Consider the following 17,320-nt stretch of genomic DNA (forward strand, 5'->3'; position numbering starts at 1 on the left):
GCTTGCCCGTGATGGTTTTCGGCGCCGGGTGCATTGAGCAAGCAATGCACCCTCGTCAATCAACTACAGGGCAGGGCGAGCCCCGCCGGCTCAGTGCTTGCCGGAACCCAGCATGTTTTCCGGCCGTACCCATTGATCGAACTCGGCATCGGTAAGGTAGCCCAGATCCAGGGCGGCTTCGCGCAGGGTCAGGTTTTCTGCGTAGGCCTTTTTCGCAATTTCGGCAGACTTGTCATAACCGATATGCGGGTTCAGGGCTGTCACCAGCATCAGGCCGCGCTCCAGGTGTTCAGCCATTTTGCCGGCATCGGCTTCAAGGCCGGTGACGCAATGTTTCTGGAAGTTGCTGCAGCCGTCCGCCAGTAACTGGATGGATTGCAGCAGGTTGTGAATGATCACCGGCTTGTACACGTTCAATTGCAGGTGGCCCTGGCTGGCGGCAAAGCCGATGGTTACATCATTGCCCATGACTTGGCATGCCAGCATCGACAGTGCCTCGCACTGGGTCGGATTGACCTTGCCCGGCATGATCGAGCTGCCAGGTTCATTGGCCGGCAGTTTGATTTCGGCTATGCCTGCCCGCGGCCCCGAGCCCAGCAAGCGGAAGTCGTTGGCCAGTTTCATCAAGGTCACGGCCAGGGTTTTAAGTGCGCCGGACAGGTTGGTCAGAGGCTCATGCCCGGCCAGCGCGGCAAATTTATTGGGCGCAGTTACAAACGGCAAGCCGGACAAGGCGGCCAGTTCTGCGGCAATGGCTTCACCAAAGCCGTGGGGCGCGTTGAGCCCGGTGCCCACAGCCGTACCGCCCTGGGCCAGTTCGTACACGGCTGGCAATGCAGCGAGAATGGCGCCCTGGGCGTAATCGAGTTGCGCGATGTAGGCCGATACTTCCTGGCCGAACGTGATCGGGGTGGCATCCATCATGTGGGTGCGGCCGGTTTTCACCAGTTTCATATGCCGTGCCGACAATTCGGCCAGGCCGCCGGACAACTCATTGATGGCCGGTAACAGATGCTCGTGGACTGCTTTGGCTACGGCAATATGCATCGCGGTCGGGAAGCAGTCGTTCGAACTTTGTGAGCGATTGACATGGTCGTTCGGGTGAACCGGAGACTTGCCGCCCCGGCCTGTGCCCGCCAGTTCGTTGGCCCGGCCGGCAATCACTTCGTTGGCGTTCATGTTGCTTTGCGTGCCGCTGCCGGTTTGCCACACCACCAGAGGGAATTGATCGTCGTATTCGCCGTCCAGCACTTCGTCGGCGGCCTGCTCGATCAGGCGGGCGATGTCGGCAGGCAAGTCGCCATTGCGATCATTTACCCGCGCCGCTGCCTTTTTGATCAACACCAATGCATGCAGCACGGCCAGCGGCATTCTCTCGTTGCCGATGGCAAAGTTGATCAGCGAGCGCTGGGTCTGAGCACCCCAGTAGGCCTCATCCGGAACGTTCACTTCACCCAGGCTGTCGGTTTCGATACGGCTCATCGGGTTCTCTCTCCATAGGGGTTGATCAGTGAGCTTAGGCGGTGAATTGCCCCATAGGTTCAAACTTTGGTTTTAGAGGCTTTGATCTGATTGTTGAATACCTCTGATCAGGCCCGGGGTTGAGTGCCGGAGTTTTTTAGGCGCAGAATGGGCGCCCTTGGGGTTCGTCCTCGCTTGCTAGAAAAGGAAACTCGATGACCCGTCTTCGCGCCATCTGTACTGCGGTAGCTCTGGTTTGCGCCAGTGGCCAGGTTTTCGCCGATACCGCCAGTCACGCTGCCACTGCTGAAACATTCCTCAAGCTGGCACATGCCGACAAGCTGGGTACCCCGGTGTACATGCAAGTGCAGCAAATGTTCGCTCAACGTTTTGAGCAGACCAAGGCACCGGCTTCCAAGAAAGCCCTGCTGGAAACCTACCAGGCCAAAGCCAACACCGCTCTGGACCAGGCTATTGGCTGGGACAAACTGAAGCCTGACATGGTCAAGCTTTACACCACCAACTTCAGCGAATCCGAACTCAAGGATCTGGTTGCTTTCTATCAATCGCCCCTGGGCAAGAAAGTACTGGAAAAAATGCCGCAGCTGACTCAGCAATCGGCACAAATGACTCAGGCCAAGCTGGAAAGCGCGGTGCCTGTGGTCAACAAACTGCTGGAAGACATGACTGTCCAGCTGGAGCCAAAAGCGGCCCCGGCCAAGAAGAAGTAAGCGGAGCCTGAATGAGCATGCAACATCGTATCGAAGCGGCGCTGGGCGCCTTGCAGCCCGAGCACCTGAACGTGCTGGATGAAAGCCATATGCACAGTCGTGGGTTGCAGACCCACTTCAAGGCGGTGGTGGTCAGCGAGCAGTTTTCCGGGCTCAACAGTGTCAAGCGTCACCAAAAGGTCTACGCCACCCTGGGTGACCTGATGGGCGAGTTCCATGCGCTGGCTTTGCATACCTATACGCCTGATGAATGGGCGAAAATCGGTACAGCCCCGGCCTCGCCGACCTGTGCCGGCGGTGGGCACTAAGTGGCTTGTTAAGCCTGCTTTTTGCTAGAATCCGCAACGCGCCGCTCAGTCGGCGCGTTTTTTTTGCATCCGGTTCACCCTTTGCGAGGGTAGCCACCTGGAGATATATGCGATGACTGCGCCGATTGTGGTAGCTGCACTGTACAAATTCGTCACCCTGGAAGATTACGTCGAGCTGCGTGAGCCTTTGCTCAAGGCCATGGTCGACAACGGGGTCAAGGGCACTTTGCTGATTGCCGAAGAAGGTATCAACGGTACTGTTTCCGGTAGTCGTGAAGGCATTGACGGGCTGATGGCCTGGCTCAGGTCCGATCCGCGCATGGTGGATATTGACCACAAAGAATCCTACTGCGATGACCAGCCGTTCTACCGGACCAAGGTCAAGCTCAAGAAAGAAATCGTCACCCTCGGTGTTGAAGGCGTAGACCCGAACAAAAAAGTCGGAACCTATGTCGACCCCGAGAACTGGAACGCGCTGATCAGCGATCCGGAGGTGTTGCTGATCGACACCCGGAATGATTACGAAGTATCGATTGGTACATTTGAAGGCGCGATCGACCCGAAAACCACCAGTTTTCGCGAATTTCCTGACTACATCAAAGCCAATTTCGACCCGGCCAAACACAAGAAAGTCGCGATGTTCTGCACCGGCGGCATTCGTTGTGAAAAGGCTTCGAGCTACATGCTCAGCCAGGGCTTCGACGAGGTTTATCACCTCAAGGGCGGGATTTTGAAGTACCTCGAAGAGGTGCCGCTGGAAGAAACCAAGTGGCAGGGCGACTGCTTCGTGTTTGATAACCGGGTCACCGTGCGTCACGACCTGAGTGAAGGTGAATACGATCAGTGTCATGCCTGCCGCACGCCGATCAGCATCGCTGACCGTGAATCCGAGCATTATCAGCCGGGTATCAGCTGCCCGCATTGCTGGGACAAACTGAGCGAAAAAACCCGCCGCAGCGCCATCGACCGGCAAAAACAGATTGACCTGGCCAAGGCCCGCAATCAGCCGCATCCGATTGGCCACAACTACCGTAAACCGGCCGAGGCCTGATATGTCCGCGCGCCTGCTCTATGTGATGGACCCGATGTGTTCGTGGTGCTGGGGTTTTGCCCCCATCGTTGAGGCTCTGGTTGAGCAGGCGCAGGCTGCGGGGGTGGATTTGCACCTGGTGGTCGGAGGCTTACGCACCGGCAGCGGCGCGGCCCTGGAGCCTGCAACTCGACGCTATATCCTTGAGCACTGGCAGGCGGTGACCGATGCCACCGGGCAGCCGTTCACGATCGAAGGTGCCTTGCCCGATGGTTTTGTCTACGACTGTGAGCCTGCATGCCGGGCCATTGTGGCGGCGCGCAGTCTGGCGCCCGATTGCGCGTGGCGGTTGCTGAAACTCATTCAGCAGGCTTTTTATGTGCAAGGTCGTGATGTGACCCAGGCCAGTGTGCTGGCTGAACTGGCGCAGACGGCGGGGTTGCCGCGTATCGAGTTCGCTGCCGCGTTCGACAGCGCCGAGCAGCACACAGCGACCGCTGCCGACTTTACCTGGGTCCAGGATCTGGGGATCGCCGGATTCCCCACCCTGCTTGCTGAACGTGACGGTCAGCTGGCATTGCTGACCAATGGTTATCAGGCTCTGGAGCCTGTCTCCGACCTGCTGGGCCGTTGGCTTGAACGCGCCAAGCGTGCTTGATTCCGGCCCGGCAACGCCGGCGCCCGAGACCACAGATCGCCTGAGCTGGAAGGAAATCCGTGGTCTGGCCCTGCGCCATAAAAAAGCCCTGTGGCTCGCCAATGGCGTGGCGGTCCTGACCACGCTGTGCAGCGTGCCGATTCCATTGTTGTTGCCGTTGCTGGTTGATGAAGTGCTGCTGGGCAACGGTGATGCAGCGCTCAAAGTCATGAACCACTGGCTGCCAGCCGCCTGGCAAAGTGCGCCGGGTTACATAGGCCTGATGCTTTTCGTGACGCTGCTGCTGCGCTGCGGTGCCTTGCTGTTTAACGTGTTGCAGGCCCGGCTGTTTTCCCGTCTGTCCAAAGACATAGTGTTTCGCATCCGGTTGCGCCTGATCGAGCGTCTGAAGCGCATCTCGCTGGCCGAGTATGAAAGTCTGGGCAGCGGTACGGTGACCACGCATCTGGTCACCGACCTGGACACCCTCGACAAGTTCGTCGGCGAAACCTTGAGCCGGTTTCTGATTGCGATGCTGACCCTGGTCGGCACGTCAGCGATTTTGTTGTGGATGCACTGGCAGCTGGCCCTCTTGATTTTGCTGTTCAACCCGTTGGTGATTTACGCCACCGTGCAGTTGGGCAAACGCGTCAAACACCTCAAAAAGCTGGAGAACGACAGCACTGCGCGTTTTACCCAGGCGCTCACTGAAACCCTGGATGCCATTCAGGAAGTCCGTGCCGGCAATCGTCAGGGCTATTTCCTCGGTCGCTTGGGGAATCGGGCCCGGGAAGTGCGCGATTTTGCCACGTCATCCCAATGGAAAAGTGATGCCTCGAACCGGGCCAGTGGCCTGTTGTTCCAGTTCGGCATCGATATTTTCCGTGCCGCGGCAATGCTGACGGTGCTGTTTTCGGATCTGTCCATCGGCCAGATGCTCGCGGTGTTCAGCTACCTGTGGTTCATGATCGGGCCTGTCGAGCAGCTGCTCAACTTGCAGTACGCTTTCTACGCCGCAAGCGGTGCCATGACCCGGATCAACCAGTTGCTTGCGCGGCGCGACGAGCCGCAGTACCGCGGTGGCGTTGATCCGTTTTCAGGGCGTCAGACCGTTGATATTGAAGTGCGCGACCTGAGTTTCAGCTACGGCGACGAGAAGATTCTCGCCCGATTGAACCTGACCATCGCCGCGGGTGAGAAGGTGGCCATTGTGGGCACCAGCGGCGGCGGTAAAAGCACTTTGGTGCAATTGCTGCTGGGGCTCTACACGCCGCAGTCGGGCAGTATCCATTTCGCCGGTGCGAGTCAGGCCGAGATCGGCCTGGAAACCATCCGTGAACATGTGGCCGTGGTGCTGCAGCACCCGGCGCTGTTCAACGACAGCGTGCGGGCCAACCTGACCATGGGCCGCGAGCGTACGGATGAGGCGTGCTGGCGTGCTCTGGAAATCGCCCAGATGGACGGCATCGTACGCCAGCTGCCCCAGGGGCTGGACAGCATAGTCGGGCGCTCCGGGGTGCGGTTGTCCGGAGGTCAGCGTCAACGTCTGGCGATTGCGCGAATGGTGCTGGCCGAACCCAGGGTAGTGATCCTCGATGAGGCTACCAGCGCACTGGATGCCGCCACCGAATACAACCTGCATCACGCTTTGGAAAAATTTTTGAGTGGGCGCACGACTTTAATCATTGCCCACCGTTTATCTGCGGTAAAACAGGCAGACCGCGTGCTTGTGTTTGATGGCGGACGTATTGCGCAAGATGGCGATCACCAGCAGCTACTTGCAGAGGGAGGGCTCTACGCCAGGCTGTACGGGCAATTGCAGCAGAGCTGACGGCGAGGGCTCCGGACTTTTCAAGTGTGGCTGGCGCCAGTGATCCTCATACGGGTCATAAACTAGCCTAGGCTCAACTTGCTTGAGGGATTTTCTCCGGTTTTCTTCTGCCAGCCTGTGATAAAGGGAACTCATGAAGCACAAGCGTCCCCTCGGTACCCCACGCCTTTTGGGAATCGTCTGGCCCTTTATTGCGGTCGTGCTGTTTCAGGCGCTATTGGGTTGTCTCAGTCTTTATATGCTCTCAGCGGTGCGAGGCTATGTCGCAGGCGAAAGTCTGTGGTCCAAAGGACAGAAAGACGCCATTTACTACCTCCATCTGTATGCCGACAACCGCGATCCGGCGGTTTTCGAGAAGTACCTGCAAGCGATCAAGGTGCCCCAGGGCGGACACCGGCTGCGCATGGCACTGGATCAGTCACCTCCAGACCTTGCCGAGGCGCGCGAGGGCATTCTGCAAGGGGGTAATAGCCCTGAGGATGTCTCGAGCATTATCTGGTTTTATCGTTATTTCCATGATTTCAGCTATATGCGCACAGCCATTGAGAAGTGGAGTGTGGGTGATCAATACCTGATAAAACTGGATGATCTGGCGCAGGAAATTCACCGCAGTCTCAATGCCAATCAAGCCAGCGCCGCTGACCTAGCAGGCTGGCAGTCCGCTATCTCGCGGATCAATGAAAGTGTCGCCCCGCCGGCCAAAGCCTTTAGTGATGCACTGGGTGAGGGCTCGCGATTTATTCTGAAATTGTTGGTCATCATCAATTTCGCGACGGCGCTGGGGCTGATTCTTTTGGCTTTACTGCGCACCCACAAAGTGTTGAGCCAGAGCCGGGAGTTTGCCGAAGCCCTGCAGGTTGAAAAAGAGCGGGCGCAAATCACCCTTGAATCTATTGGTGACGGGGTAATAAGTACGGATGTAAGCGGTTCCATCACTTATATGAATCCGGCCGCGGAACAGTTGACGCTCTGGAAGTCCGGGCAGGCGCAAGGCGTACCCTTGGCCGCATTGTTCAAGTTGCTCGACGAAAATGTCCTTGATGATGGTTTCAAACTGATAGACCGCATTCTCGGCGGCCAGTTGGGTAATACCAGTGAACATTCAAAACTGATTCAGCGCACGGACGGCAGTACGGTTTCCGTGGCACTGGTGGGGGCGCCAATCCTGCATGCCGGCAAGGTGAGCGGTGCGGTGCTGGTGCTGCATGACATGACCCGTGAGCGCCAATACATTGCCAACTTGTCCTGGCAGGCGACCCACGATGCACTCACCGGCCTGGCCAATCGTCGCGAGTTTGAATATCGGCTGGAGCTGGTGTTGCAGAATCTGGCGCGACAGCAAGGCCGGCACGCATTGATGTTTCTTGATCTGGACCAGTTCAAGCTGGTCAACGACACCTGTGGCCACGCTGCGGGTGACGAGTTGTTGCGGCATATTTGTGCATTGCTGCATTCGGGTTTGCGTGAGGGCGATACGCTGGCGCGTCTTGGGGGAGATGAGTTCGGTATCCTGCTGGAAAATTGCCCGGCCGATGCCGCTGAAAAAATTGCCGAGGGTTTGCGCCAGACCGTACAAAGGCTGCACTTCGCGTGGAAGGGACGCCCGTTCCTGAACACCATCAGTATCGGTCTGGTGCATATCCAGCAAGCCCCGGTGACCCTGGAAGCCTCAATGCGTGCGGCGGACATGGCTTGCTACATGGCCAAGGAAAAGGGGCGTAACCGGGTTCAGGTCTACCATGCGGATGATTCAGAGTTGTCACTGCGCTTTGGTGAAATGGCATGGGTACAGCGCTTGCACGTGGCGCTGGAAGAAAACCTGTTTTGCCTTTATGCGCAAGAGATCGCTCCATTGGGGCGGGCCCCGGAAGGCGGCGGGCACATTGAAATCCTGTTGCGCCTGAGCGATGGCAGTGGCGGCCTGATCTTGCCTGACAGTTTTATTCCGGCTGCCGAGCGTTATGGTCTGATGGCTTCGATTGACCGTTGGGTTGTGGAAAACGTATTCAAGATTATTTCTCGGTGCTCGGCGCCGCGGGCAGAACATTCAATGGCGATGTGTGCCATTAACCTCTCGGGGTCGACCATAGGCGATGATGAGTTCCTGGCTTTTTTGCTCGAGCAATTTGAATGTTATGGCGTGGCACCCGAGCTGATCTGTTTTGAAATTACCGAAACCAGTGCAATTGCCAACTTGGGCAGTGCCATCCGCTTCATAAATGAACTTAAAGGGCTGGGCTGTCACTTTTCCCTGGATGACTTTTGCGCCGGGATGTCTTCGTTCGCCTACTTGAAACATTTGCCTGTGGACTATTTGAAAATAGACGGCAGTTTCGTCAGGGATATGCTGGATGACCCCATTAATCGGGCAATGGTTGAGGTGATCAATCATATAGGGCACGTTATGGGTAAGCGGACAATTGCCGAGTTTGTTGAAAGTCCTCAGATTGAACAGGCATTGATTGAGATCGGGGTCGACTATGCTCAGGGATATATAGTTGAGCGCCCACAATTGTTTACCTGTGACAGCTTGTGGACTCGACCTGTACGCCCCAAAGCCCTGGCTTTGAAGTTGCCGGGCACTTTGCGTTGATGAGGTGTCCGATTTTGTAAATCACCTCTGAGAAGGAACTTGATTGTGATGGATGCATTTGTACGTACCGGGCCTCTTATGGAAGCGACCAGCTATCCCAAGTGGGCTCAAAAGCTGATCCGCGACTGTAGCGAGAGCAAGCGCCGTGTCGTCGAGCATGAGGTTTATGCACGCATGCGTGATAACACGCTGAGCCCGACAATCATGCGGTTGTACCTCATTGGCGGATGGCCGGTGGTAGAACAGTTTTCGTTGTACATGGGGCATAACCTGGGGAAAACCCGTTATGGGCGTCATCCCGGGGAAGACATGGCCCGCCGTTGGCTGATTCGCAACATTCGGGTCGAACTGAACCACGCCGATTACTGGGTCAACTGGGCCAATGCCCATGGCGTCAGCCTTGCTGACATGAATGCCCAGGACATACCGTTCGAGTTTCAGGCGCTGAACGACTGGTGCTGGCATACCTGCACTGCGGATTCGCTGGCGGTATCCATGGCCGCGACCAACTATGCCATTGAAGGCGCCGTGGGCGAGTGGGCTGCCGTGGTGTGTTCACAAAACGTTTATGAGGAGTCGCTGCCGGCAGAAGGGCGCAAGCGCGCCATGAAATGGCTGAAGATGCACGCTCAGTACGATGATGAGCACCCTTGGGAAGCGCTGGAGATTATTTGTACCCTGGCGGGGATGAATCCCAGTGAAGCGTTGCAAGCCGAGCTGCGTAAAGCCGTTTGCAAGAGCTATGACTACAAGTATCTGTTTTTGCAAAGCTGTCTGCAGTATGAAAAAAAGCCGGTGGTGCGCAAGCGTCCGGAATTGGTTGAGGGCTGATCCCGGGGGATTGACTTGCCCGGGTCTATAAAAAAACCGCAGCTGGCATTCATTCGCCAGCTGCGGTTTTTTTGTTGGCCGATTCGTTATTGCGCGTCGAATGCCTGGCCGTTTACGCCGGTGCTGTCCGGCCCCATCAGGTACAGGTAAACCGGCATGATGGCTTGTGGTTCCGGGTTGTTCAGCGGGTTCTCACCCGGGTATGCCAGGGCCCGCATGCTGGTGCGGGTCGCGCCCGGGTTGATGCTGTTGGAGCGTACGGCTGCCACGCCATCGACTTCGTCGGCCAGGGTTTGCATCAAGCCTTCGGTGGCAAATTTCGAAACCCCATAAGCCCCCCAATAGGCGCGGCCTTTGCGGCCTACGCTGCTGGAGGTGAAAATAACCGATGCGTCCTGGGACAATTTGAGCAGTGGCAGCAGGGTGCTGGTGAGCATAAACATGGCGTTTACGTTTACCTGCATAACCCGCATGAAGTTTTCGCCCGAGAGTTGTTCCAGGGGCGTGCGCGGTCCAATGATCGAGGCGTTGTGCAGCAAGCCGTCAAGGTGGCCGAACTCGTTTTCGATCATGGCGGCCAGCTCATCGTATTGATGGGGCTGGGCGGTTTCGAGATTGAAAGGAATGACTGCGGGTTGCGGGTGGCCAGCAGCTTCTATTTCGTCGTACACCTGGCTCAGATTGGACTCGGTTTTACCCAGCAGCAGCACGGTAGCCCCGTGCGCGGCATAGGTTTTGGCTGCTGCAGCGCCGATGCCGCGGCCGGCACCGGTAACCAGAATCACCCGGCCCTGAAGCAGGTCGGGGCGAGCGGAATAATCAAACATAAAAAACCTCAACAGAAATCAAAGATCGTTCTGCGCCCGCTGTCAGCAACTGCACATCGCGTTATCCAGTACTTTGCGCAATTCGCTCGGGTGGTCGACCACCACGTCGGCGCCCCAGTGGTCGGGGTTGTCGTCGGGGTGAATGTAGCCAAAGCGTACGGCGGCGGTCTTGGTACCGGCATCGCGGCCGGATTCGATGTCGCGAAGGTCATCGCCGACAAACAAAATGCTGGCCGGGTCAAGGTTGAGCATCTTGCAGGCGAGAATCATTGGCTCGGGGTCGGGTTTGCTGCGGCTCACGTGGTCCGGGCAGATCAGTACCGCAGAGCGTTCCGCCAGGCCCAGCCGCTCCATGATTGGTTGGGCAAAGCGCACGGGCTTGTTGGTCACGACGCCCCAGACCAGGTGGGCCTGCTCAATGTCGGCCAGCAGTTGTTCCATGCCATCGAACAGCTTGGTGTGTACCGCACAGTCCTGTTGATAGCGCTCGAGGAATTCAAGGCGCAGTTCCTCGAACCCCGGTGCTTCAGGGTCCATGCTGAAGGTCACTGCGACCATGGCCCGAGCCCCGCCGGAGATCTCGTCGCGAATCAGCTTGTCGTCAATGGGCGCTAGCCCGCGATCGGCGCGCATGGCCTGGCAGATGGCGATAAAGTCCGGCGCGGTATCGAGCAGGGTGCCGTCCATGTCAAAAAGAACTGCTCTTAAACGCATGGGTCACTCCTCGCGAAGGGTCTGGATCATGTAGTTGACGTCGACATCGGCGCCCAGCTTGTAGTGCTTGGTCAGCGGGTTGTAGGTCAGGCCGGTGATGTCCTTGACGCTCAGGCCGGCCTGGCGGCTCCAGGCACCCAGTTCGGAAGGGCGGATGAATTTCTTGAAGTCGTGGGTCCCGCGCGGGATCAGCTTCATGATGTATTCAGCGCCGATAATTGCGAACAGATAGGCTTTCGGGTTGCGGTTGATGGTGGAGAAGAACACTTGGCCACCCGGCTTGACCATGCGGTAGCAGGCGCGGATTACGGATGCCGGGTCCGGCACGTGCTCGAGCATTTCAAGGCAGGTAACGACGTCGAACTGCCCGGGCATTTCGTTGGCCAGCTCTTCAGCCGTGATCTGGCGGTATTCAACATTCACGCCCGATTCAAGCTGATGCAGTTGTGCCACTGCCAGCGGGGCTTCGCCCATGTCTATGCCGGTTACGGTTGCGCCGCGCTGGGCCATGGACTCACTGAGAATGCCGCCGCCGCAGCCGACGTCGAGCACTTTTTTCCCGGCCAGCTGCACGCGTTCGTCAATCCAGTTCAGGCGCAGCGGGTTGATGTCGTGCAGGGGTTTGAACTCGCTTTCACGATCCCACCAGCGATGGGCAAGCGCTTCGAATTTAGCGATCTCGGCGTGGTCGACGTTGCTCATGGGTAAATCCTCTAAAGCTGAAAAATCCTGGTATTACTTCAGGCACAGGCCTGAAGGTCTTGAATCAATGGGGTTGGCTGCTGATGCGCTGGCCCCAGGCCTTGGCAGTTGCGCAGAGCTGTTGCTCGTCCATTCGGGTCAGTTTGCCATCATCGAGCAAGTGTTTGCCCCCGACCCACAGGTGTTTTGCACAGTCGCGGCCAGTGGCGTAGATCAGTTGCGAGACAGGGTCGTAAACCGGTTGCTGGGCCAGCCCGCTCAGATCGAAAGCTACCAGGTCGGCAGCTTTGCCGGGCTCGATCGAACCGATGTCATTATCCAGGCCCAGTGCCCGGGCTCCGTTGAGCGTTGCCATGCGCAAGGCGCGATGGGCGTCCAGTGCGGTGGCCGAGCCTGCCACGGCTTTGGCCAGCAGTGCGGCGGTGCGGGTTTCGCCCAGCAGGTCTAGATCATTATTGCTGGCAGCACCGTCGGTGCCAACCGCGACATTGACCCCTGCCAGCCACAAACGCTCGACCGGGCAGAAGCCGCTGGCCAGTTTTAGGTTGGATTCGGGGCAATGAATCACGCTGGCGTTGCTTTCTACCAGCATTGCCAGGTCGGCATCGCTGATCTGGGTCATGTGCACGGCTTGAAAGCGTGGCCCCAGCAAGCCCAGTCGGGCCAGGCGGGCTATCGGGCGTTCGGCATGTTGCTCGACGGCCTGTTGTACTTCGAAAGCGGTTTCGTGGACGTGCATCTGGATTGCAGCGTCCAGTTCATCGGCCATTACCCGGACTTTTTCCAGGTTCTCGTCGCCCACGGTATAGGGGGCGTGCGGTCCGAAGGCGATTTTGATCCGCGGATGGTGCTTCAGGTCGCCAAACAGCTCGACGGCCTGGCGCAATGCTTCATCGGCCGAGCTTGCGCCGGGAATCGGAAAGTCGAGAACCGGAATGGCGATTTGGGCACGAATGCCACTCTTATGCACGCGCTCGCAGGCGGTCCGGGGATAAAAGTACATATCGCTGAAACAGCTGATGCCGCCCTTGAGTTGCTCGGCAATGGCCAGATCGGTGCCGTCGCGCACGAAGTCTTCATCCACCCATTTGGCCTCGGCGGGCCAGATATGCTGTTCCAGCCACGTCATCAATGGCAGGTCATCGGCCATGCCGCGGAACAGGGTCATGGCCGCGTGGCCGTGGGCATTGACCAGGCCGGGGGTGAGCAACATGTCAGGCAGCTCACGGGTTTCGCGGGCGGTATGTTTCAAGGCTTCGAGGCGCGGGCCGATGAACACGATGCGCCCGTCCGCGATGCCCACTCCGTGGTCCTTGAGTACCACCCCGGCAGGCTCTACGGGCACCAGCCAGGTGGGCAGCAGCAACAGGTCGAGGGACAGGGGCAGGGTGGGCATCGAAAACGGCTTCCAGTGCGATATTAAAAGGAGGCGAAGTATACCCGAGCGTCTTAAAGGTGGGCTCGCTATAATCGGCGGCTTTGTATCTGTGTGATAGGGGTAGGCATGCGCGATCGACTGTTGGCGGCAGAAAAGGTAAAGGCCATCGATTGGCGGGGTGAGGCCCTGTACCTGCTGGATCAGCGCAGTTTGCCTTTTGATGAGAGCTGGCTGGCCCATACCAGTGCCGAAGCAGTGGCCCAGGCTATTCGCGCCATGGTGGTGCGTGGTGCACCGGCGATCGGCATCGCAGCTGCGTATGGCGTAGTGCTTGCGGCGCGTGTACGCAAGGCTGCGGGTGGCGATTGGGTCGGGGCGCTGGAAGAGGACTTCGCGCTGCTGGCGGACGCCCGGCCCACCGCAGTGAATTTGTCCTGGGCACTCAATCGCATGCGTGATCGTTTGAATCGTGCCAAAGCCAGGGCCGATGTTCTGAACATACTTGAGGCCGAGGCTGTGGCGATTCATGAAAGTGATCGCGAGGCCAATCTGACCATGGCGCAGTTGGGCGTCGATGTGATTCGCCGTCACCAGGGCAACGCTCAGACCGTACTGACCCATTGCAACACCGGTGCCCTGGCCACGGGCGGTTTCGGTACCGCGCTGGGCGTGATTCGGGCTGCCTGGCTGGAAGGCATGATCGAGCAGGTCTACGCCGACGAAACCCGGCCCTGGTTGCAGGGCTCGCGACTGACTGCCTGGGAGTTGGCGAATGAGGGCATCCCGGTGGTGCTCAATGCTGACTCGGCTGCGGCACACATCATGAAAACCAAGGGCGTGACCTGGGTGATAGTCGGCGCTGACCGGATCACGGCCAATGGCGATGTGGCAAACAAGATTGGCACTTACCAGCTGGCGGTAAATGCCATGCATCACGGTGTGCGCTTTATGGTGGTGGCGCCAAGTTCAACCATCGATATGGAGCTGGCCAGTGGTGACGACATCCCTATCGAGGAGCGTGACGCCAGTGAGTTGCTGGAGGTGGGCGGCCACTGTGTCGGTGCGCCTGTGCAGACATTCAATCCGGTATTTGATGTGACACCGGCCGATCTGATTGATGTGATTGTTACCGAGAAGGGCATCGTCGAGCGTCCGGATACGGCAAAAATGGCGCAACTGATGTGTCGCAAGCGATTGCATTGATAAATTGCACCTGCAGGGGTTGGCGAAGGTTACGCCGGGTTGCAAGGCCGTGCTGTTGTTGAAGGTCCTGCGTACCTGATTGCAGCCTGCGTTTGCAGCTGCAGAATCTGCTCCGCTTACCCCTTGAATCGCTTCCAGAGCCTCTCTGGGCACGCTCAGGCCCACAACCTGTCCAATTACTACGCTCCATGCGCATCTGGGGGATAGGTGCGTAGCGGCGTTTGTGATAACATTCGGCGGTTTCCAGGGTAGTCCGCAAGGGTTGCCCTTACTGCGCAAATCCGTGGCATAACTCGTTGATTTGTCGTAAGTCGCTGCATGGCACTTGGTCAGCAGCGGCGAGCTTCGTTCGTCCCGAATGGATGTGGCGAAGTTTCACCCGAAAAAGGAATCAGGCTTCTCATGGGCGAACTGGCCAAAGAAATCCTCCCGGTCAATATCGAAGACGAGCTGAAACAGTCCTATCTCGACTACGCGATGAGCGTAATTGTCGGGCGGGCACTGCCTGATGCACGCGATGGCTTGAAGCCCGTGCACCGGCGTGTGTTGTTTGCGATGAGCGAACTGAACAACGACTGGAACAAACCGTACAAGAAATCTGCCCGTGTGGTCGGTGACGTAATCGGTAAGTATCACCCGCATGGTGATACCGCGGTTTACGACACCATCGTTCGAATGGCTCAGCCATTCTCTCTGCGCTACCTGCTGGTAGACGGTCAGGGCAACTTCGGTTCGGTCGACGGCGACAACGCTGCGGCCATGCGATACACCGAAGTGCGCATGACCAAGTTGGCCCACGAACTGCTGGCTGACTTGCACAAAGAGACCGTGGACTGGGTGCCGAACTACGACGGCACGGAAATGATCCCGGCCGTCATGCCGACCCGTATTCCCAACTTGTTGGTCAACGGCTCCAGCGGTATCGCTGTGGGCATGGCCACCAATATCCCGCCGCACAACCTCGGTGAAGTGATCGACGGTTGCCTGGCGCTGATCGACAACCCGGAACTGAGCATCGATGAACTGATGCAGTTCATTCCGGGCCCGGACTTCCCGACCGCAGCAATCATCAACGGTCGCGCCGGCATCATCGAAGCCTATCGCACCGGTCGTGGCCGCATTTACATGCGTGCCCGCTCGATGATTGAAGACATCGACAAGGTCGGTGGCCGTCAGCAGATCGTGATCACCGAGCTCCCGTACCAGTTGAACAAGGCGCGCTTGATCGAGAAGATCGCCGAGTTGGTTAAAGAGAAGAAGCTCGAAGGCATCACCGAACTGCGTGACGAGTCCGACAAAGACGGTATGCGTGTTGTAATCGAACTGCGTCGTGGTGAAGTGCCGGAGGTTATTCTCAATAACCTGTATGCCCAGACCCAGTTGCAAGCGGTGTTCGGTATCAACATCGTTGCGCTGATCGACGGTCGCCCGCGGATCCTCAACCTCAAGGATCTGCTGGAAGCCTTCGTTCGTCACCGTCGTGAAGTGGTTACCCGTCGTACTGTTTTCGAACTGCGCAAAGCCCGTGAGCGTGGCCACATCCTTGAAGGTCAGGCGGTTGCCCTGTCCAACATCGACCCGGTCATTGCATTGATCAAGGCTTCGCCAACTCCGTCTGAAGCCAAGGAAGCGCTGATCAGCACGCCTTGGGAGTCCAGTGCGGTAGTGGCGATGGTCGAGCGTGCCGGTGCGGATTCGTGCCGCCCTGACAACCTGGATCCGCAATACGGCCTGCGTGAAGGCAAGTACTTCCTGTCGCCAGAACAGGCGCAAGCCATTCTTGAGCTGCGCTTGCACCGTCTGACCGGTCTTGAGCACGAGAAGCTGCTGGCCGAGTACCAGGAAATCCTCAACCAGATCGGTGAGCTGATCCGTATCCTCAATAGCGCCGTGCGCTTGATGGAAGTGATCCGCGAGGAGCTGGAAGTCATTCGTGCGGAATACGGCGACGTTCGTCGTACCGAAATTCTGGATCACCGTCTCGACCTGACCCTCGGTGACATGATCCCGGAAGAAGAGCGTGTGGTGACCATTTCCCACGGTGGCTACGCCAAGACCCAGCCATTGGCTGCGTACCAGGCTCAGCGTCGCGGCGGTAAAGGTAAATCGGCTACTGGCGTCAAGGATGAGGACTACATCGCTCACCTGCTGGTTGCCAACAGTCACACCACGCTCTTGCTGTTCTCCAGCAAAGGCAAGGTGTACTGGCTCAAAACCTACGAAATCCCTGAAGCATCCCGTGCTGCGCGTGGTCGTCCGCTGGTTAACCTGCTGCCGTTGGGTGAGGGTGAATACATCACCACCATGCTGCCGGTGGAGGATTACACCGAGGGGCACTTCATCTTTATGGCAACCGCTAACGGTACCGTGAAGAAGACCCCGCTCGAATCCTTCAGCCGTCAACGCAGCGTGGGCTTGATTGCGCTGGAGCTGGACGAAGGTGACGTACTGATCAGTGCCGCGATTACCGATGGTGAGCGCGAAGTCATGCTGTTCTCCGATGGCGGCAAGGTGACTCGCTTTAAAGAGTCCGACGTGCGTGCCATGGGTCGTACGGCCCGCGGTGTTCGCGGCATGCGTCTGCCAGAAGGTCAGAAGCTGATTTCGATGCTGATTCCTGAAGAAGGCAGCCAGATCCTCACCGCTTCGGCGCGTGGTTATGGCAAGCGGACTGCGATCAGCGAGTTCCCTGAGTACAAGCGTGGCGGTCAGGGCGTTATCGCCATGGTCAGCAACGACCGTAACGGCCGTCTGGTCGGTGCCGTTCAGGTGCTTGATGGCGAAGAGATCATGCTGATCTCCGATCAGGGCACCCTGGTGCGTACCCGTGTCGATGAAGTGTCGAGCCTGGGTCGCAATACCCAGGGCGTCACCTTGATCAAGCTGGCCAGCGATGAAACGCTGGTCGGGCTGGAGCGGGTTCAGGAGCCGTCGGAAGTCGAAGGTGAAGAGCTTGAAGGTGAGGTCGATGGTGGTGTTGAGCTCGATGACGAGGTCATCCACGATGGCGTCGACGACGAGCAGCCGCTAGAGGCTGGCGCTGACGAAGAAGAGCCGCAGGAATAAGCGGGTAC

14 protein-coding genes are annotated in these 17,320 nt (G+C 58.0%); 9 read left to right on the plus strand and 5 right to left on the minus strand.

The annotated features are described in order from the left end of the window. Positions 1–90: 90 nt before the first annotated feature. On the minus strand, positions 91–1,482 hold the full coding sequence (locus tag WG29040_RS07030; protein WP_003447061.1) for a class II fumarate hydratase: 1,392 nt from the start codon (positions 1,480–1,482) through the stop codon (positions 91–93). 194 nt (positions 1,483–1,676) lie between these two features. On the opposite strand from WG29040_RS07030, the gene WG29040_RS07035 reads away from it, so the two are divergent. The 7 genes from WG29040_RS07035 (at position 1,677) to WG29040_RS07065 (ending at position 9,422) form a co-directional block, all read left to right on the plus strand. Further along, positions 1,677–2,192, plus strand: a complete 516-nt coding sequence (locus WG29040_RS07035; protein ID WP_003447063.1) for a DUF2059 domain-containing protein — start codon at positions 1,677–1,679, stop codon at positions 2,190–2,192. 11 nt (positions 2,193–2,203) lie between these two features. Continuing rightward, positions 2,204–2,500, plus strand: coding sequence for a BolA family transcriptional regulator (locus WG29040_RS07040; protein WP_003447065.1), 297 nt, complete (start codon positions 2,204–2,206; stop codon positions 2,498–2,500). Positions 2,501–2,612: 112 nt separating this feature from the next. Continuing rightward, complete coding sequence (locus WG29040_RS07045) at positions 2,613–3,551, plus strand: rhodanese-related sulfurtransferase (protein WP_003447067.1); 939 nt, start codon at positions 2,613–2,615, stop codon at positions 3,549–3,551. Position 3,552: 1 nt separating this feature from the next. Further along, a complete protein-coding gene (locus tag WG29040_RS07050) occupies positions 3,553–4,188 on the plus strand; it encodes a DsbA family protein (RefSeq protein ID WP_003447069.1) in 636 nt (211 codons plus the stop codon). Then, on the plus strand, positions 4,181–5,998 hold the full coding sequence (locus tag WG29040_RS07055) for an ABC transporter ATP-binding protein (RefSeq protein WP_127195901.1): 1,818 nt from the start codon (positions 4,181–4,183) through the stop codon (positions 5,996–5,998). Before WG29040_RS07050 ends, WG29040_RS07055 begins: the two co-directional genes overlap by 8 nt. Before the next feature lie 133 nt (positions 5,999–6,131). Continuing rightward, positions 6,132–8,591 (plus strand): EAL domain-containing protein, encoded by a 2,460-nt coding sequence (locus WG29040_RS07060; RefSeq protein ID WP_127195902.1) that lies wholly within the window; start codon positions 6,132–6,134, stop codon positions 8,589–8,591. Positions 8,592–8,636: 45 nt separating this feature from the next. Further along, the gene (locus tag WG29040_RS07065; RefSeq protein WP_010656186.1) at positions 8,637–9,422 is read left to right on the plus strand and encodes a TenA family transcriptional regulator; all 786 of its coding nucleotides are present in this window, start codon (positions 8,637–8,639) and stop codon (positions 9,420–9,422) included. Between the two features lie 86 nt (positions 9,423–9,508). Here the strand turns inward: WG29040_RS07065 and WG29040_RS07070 are convergent, their stop codons facing one another. The 4 genes from WG29040_RS07070 to WG29040_RS07085 form a co-directional block, all read right to left on the minus strand. After that, positions 9,509–10,249 carry a YciK family oxidoreductase gene (locus WG29040_RS07070; RefSeq protein WP_003447076.1) on the minus strand — a complete coding sequence of 247 codons (741 nt, stop codon included), beginning with the start codon at positions 10,247–10,249 and terminating at the stop codon, positions 9,509–9,511. A 42-nt stretch (positions 10,250–10,291) separates the two neighbouring features. Beyond that, positions 10,292–10,963, minus strand: coding sequence for an N-acetylmuramic acid 6-phosphate phosphatase MupP (gene mupP, locus WG29040_RS07075; RefSeq protein WP_127195903.1), 672 nt, complete (start codon positions 10,961–10,963; stop codon positions 10,292–10,294). Positions 10,964–10,966: 3 nt separating this feature from the next. Further along, positions 10,967–11,665 (minus strand): bifunctional 2-polyprenyl-6-hydroxyphenol methylase/3-demethylubiquinol 3-O-methyltransferase UbiG, encoded by a 699-nt coding sequence (gene ubiG / locus WG29040_RS07080; RefSeq protein ID WP_003447081.1) that lies wholly within the window; start codon positions 11,663–11,665, stop codon positions 10,967–10,969. A gap of 64 nt (positions 11,666–11,729) precedes the next feature. After that, positions 11,730–13,061: a TRZ/ATZ family hydrolase gene (locus WG29040_RS07085; protein ID WP_127195904.1), complete on the minus strand. Its 1,332-nt coding sequence runs from the start codon at positions 13,059–13,061 to the stop codon at positions 11,730–11,732. Between the two features lie 108 nt (positions 13,062–13,169). On the opposite strand from WG29040_RS07085, the gene mtnA reads away from it, so the two are divergent. Beyond that, positions 13,170–14,246, plus strand: a complete 1,077-nt coding sequence (mtnA, locus tag WG29040_RS07090; RefSeq protein ID WP_127195905.1) for an S-methyl-5-thioribose-1-phosphate isomerase — start codon at positions 13,170–13,172, stop codon at positions 14,244–14,246. A 402-nt stretch (positions 14,247–14,648) separates the two neighbouring features. Beyond that, on the plus strand, positions 14,649–17,312 hold the full coding sequence (gene gyrA, locus WG29040_RS07095) for a DNA gyrase subunit A (RefSeq protein ID WP_003447086.1): 2,664 nt from the start codon (positions 14,649–14,651) through the stop codon (positions 17,310–17,312). The last annotated feature ends 8 nt before the right edge of the window (positions 17,313–17,320 follow it).

The organism is Pseudomonas sp. PAMC 29040, assembly GCF_003994535.1.
Lineage (GTDB): Bacteria > Pseudomonadota > Gammaproteobacteria > Pseudomonadales > Pseudomonadaceae > Aquipseudomonas > Aquipseudomonas paraversuta.

Coding starts and splice junctions, on each gene's coding strand:
- WG29040_RS07030 (WP_003447061.1), bottom strand. CDS start 1,482: ATGAGCCGTATCGAAACCGACAGCCTGGGTGAAGTGAACGTTCCGGAT.
- gyrA (WP_003447086.1), top strand. CDS start 14,649: ATGGGCGAACTGGCCAAAGAAATCCTCCCGGTCAATATCGAAGACGAG.
- ubiG (WP_003447081.1), bottom strand. CDS start 11,665: ATGAGCAACGTCGACCACGCCGAGATCGCTAAATTCGAAGCGCTTGCC.
- WG29040_RS07050 (WP_003447069.1), top strand. CDS start 3,553: ATGTCCGCGCGCCTGCTCTATGTGATGGACCCGATGTGTTCGTGGTGC.
- WG29040_RS07045 (WP_003447067.1), top strand. CDS start 2,613: ATGACTGCGCCGATTGTGGTAGCTGCACTGTACAAATTCGTCACCCTG.
- WG29040_RS07060 (WP_127195902.1), top strand. CDS start 6,132: ATGAAGCACAAGCGTCCCCTCGGTACCCCACGCCTTTTGGGAATCGTC.
- WG29040_RS07040 (WP_003447065.1), top strand. CDS start 2,204: ATGAGCATGCAACATCGTATCGAAGCGGCGCTGGGCGCCTTGCAGCCC.
- WG29040_RS07070 (WP_003447076.1), bottom strand. CDS start 10,249: ATGTTTGATTATTCCGCTCGCCCCGACCTGCTTCAGGGCCGGGTGATT.
- mupP (WP_127195903.1), bottom strand. CDS start 10,963: ATGCGTTTAAGAGCAGTTCTTTTTGACATGGACGGCACCCTGCTCGAT.
- WG29040_RS07085 (WP_127195904.1), bottom strand. CDS start 13,061: ATGCCCACCCTGCCCCTGTCCCTCGACCTGTTGCTGCTGCCCACCTGG.
- mtnA (WP_127195905.1), top strand. CDS start 13,170: ATGCGCGATCGACTGTTGGCGGCAGAAAAGGTAAAGGCCATCGATTGG.
- WG29040_RS07035 (WP_003447063.1), top strand. CDS start 1,677: ATGACCCGTCTTCGCGCCATCTGTACTGCGGTAGCTCTGGTTTGCGCC.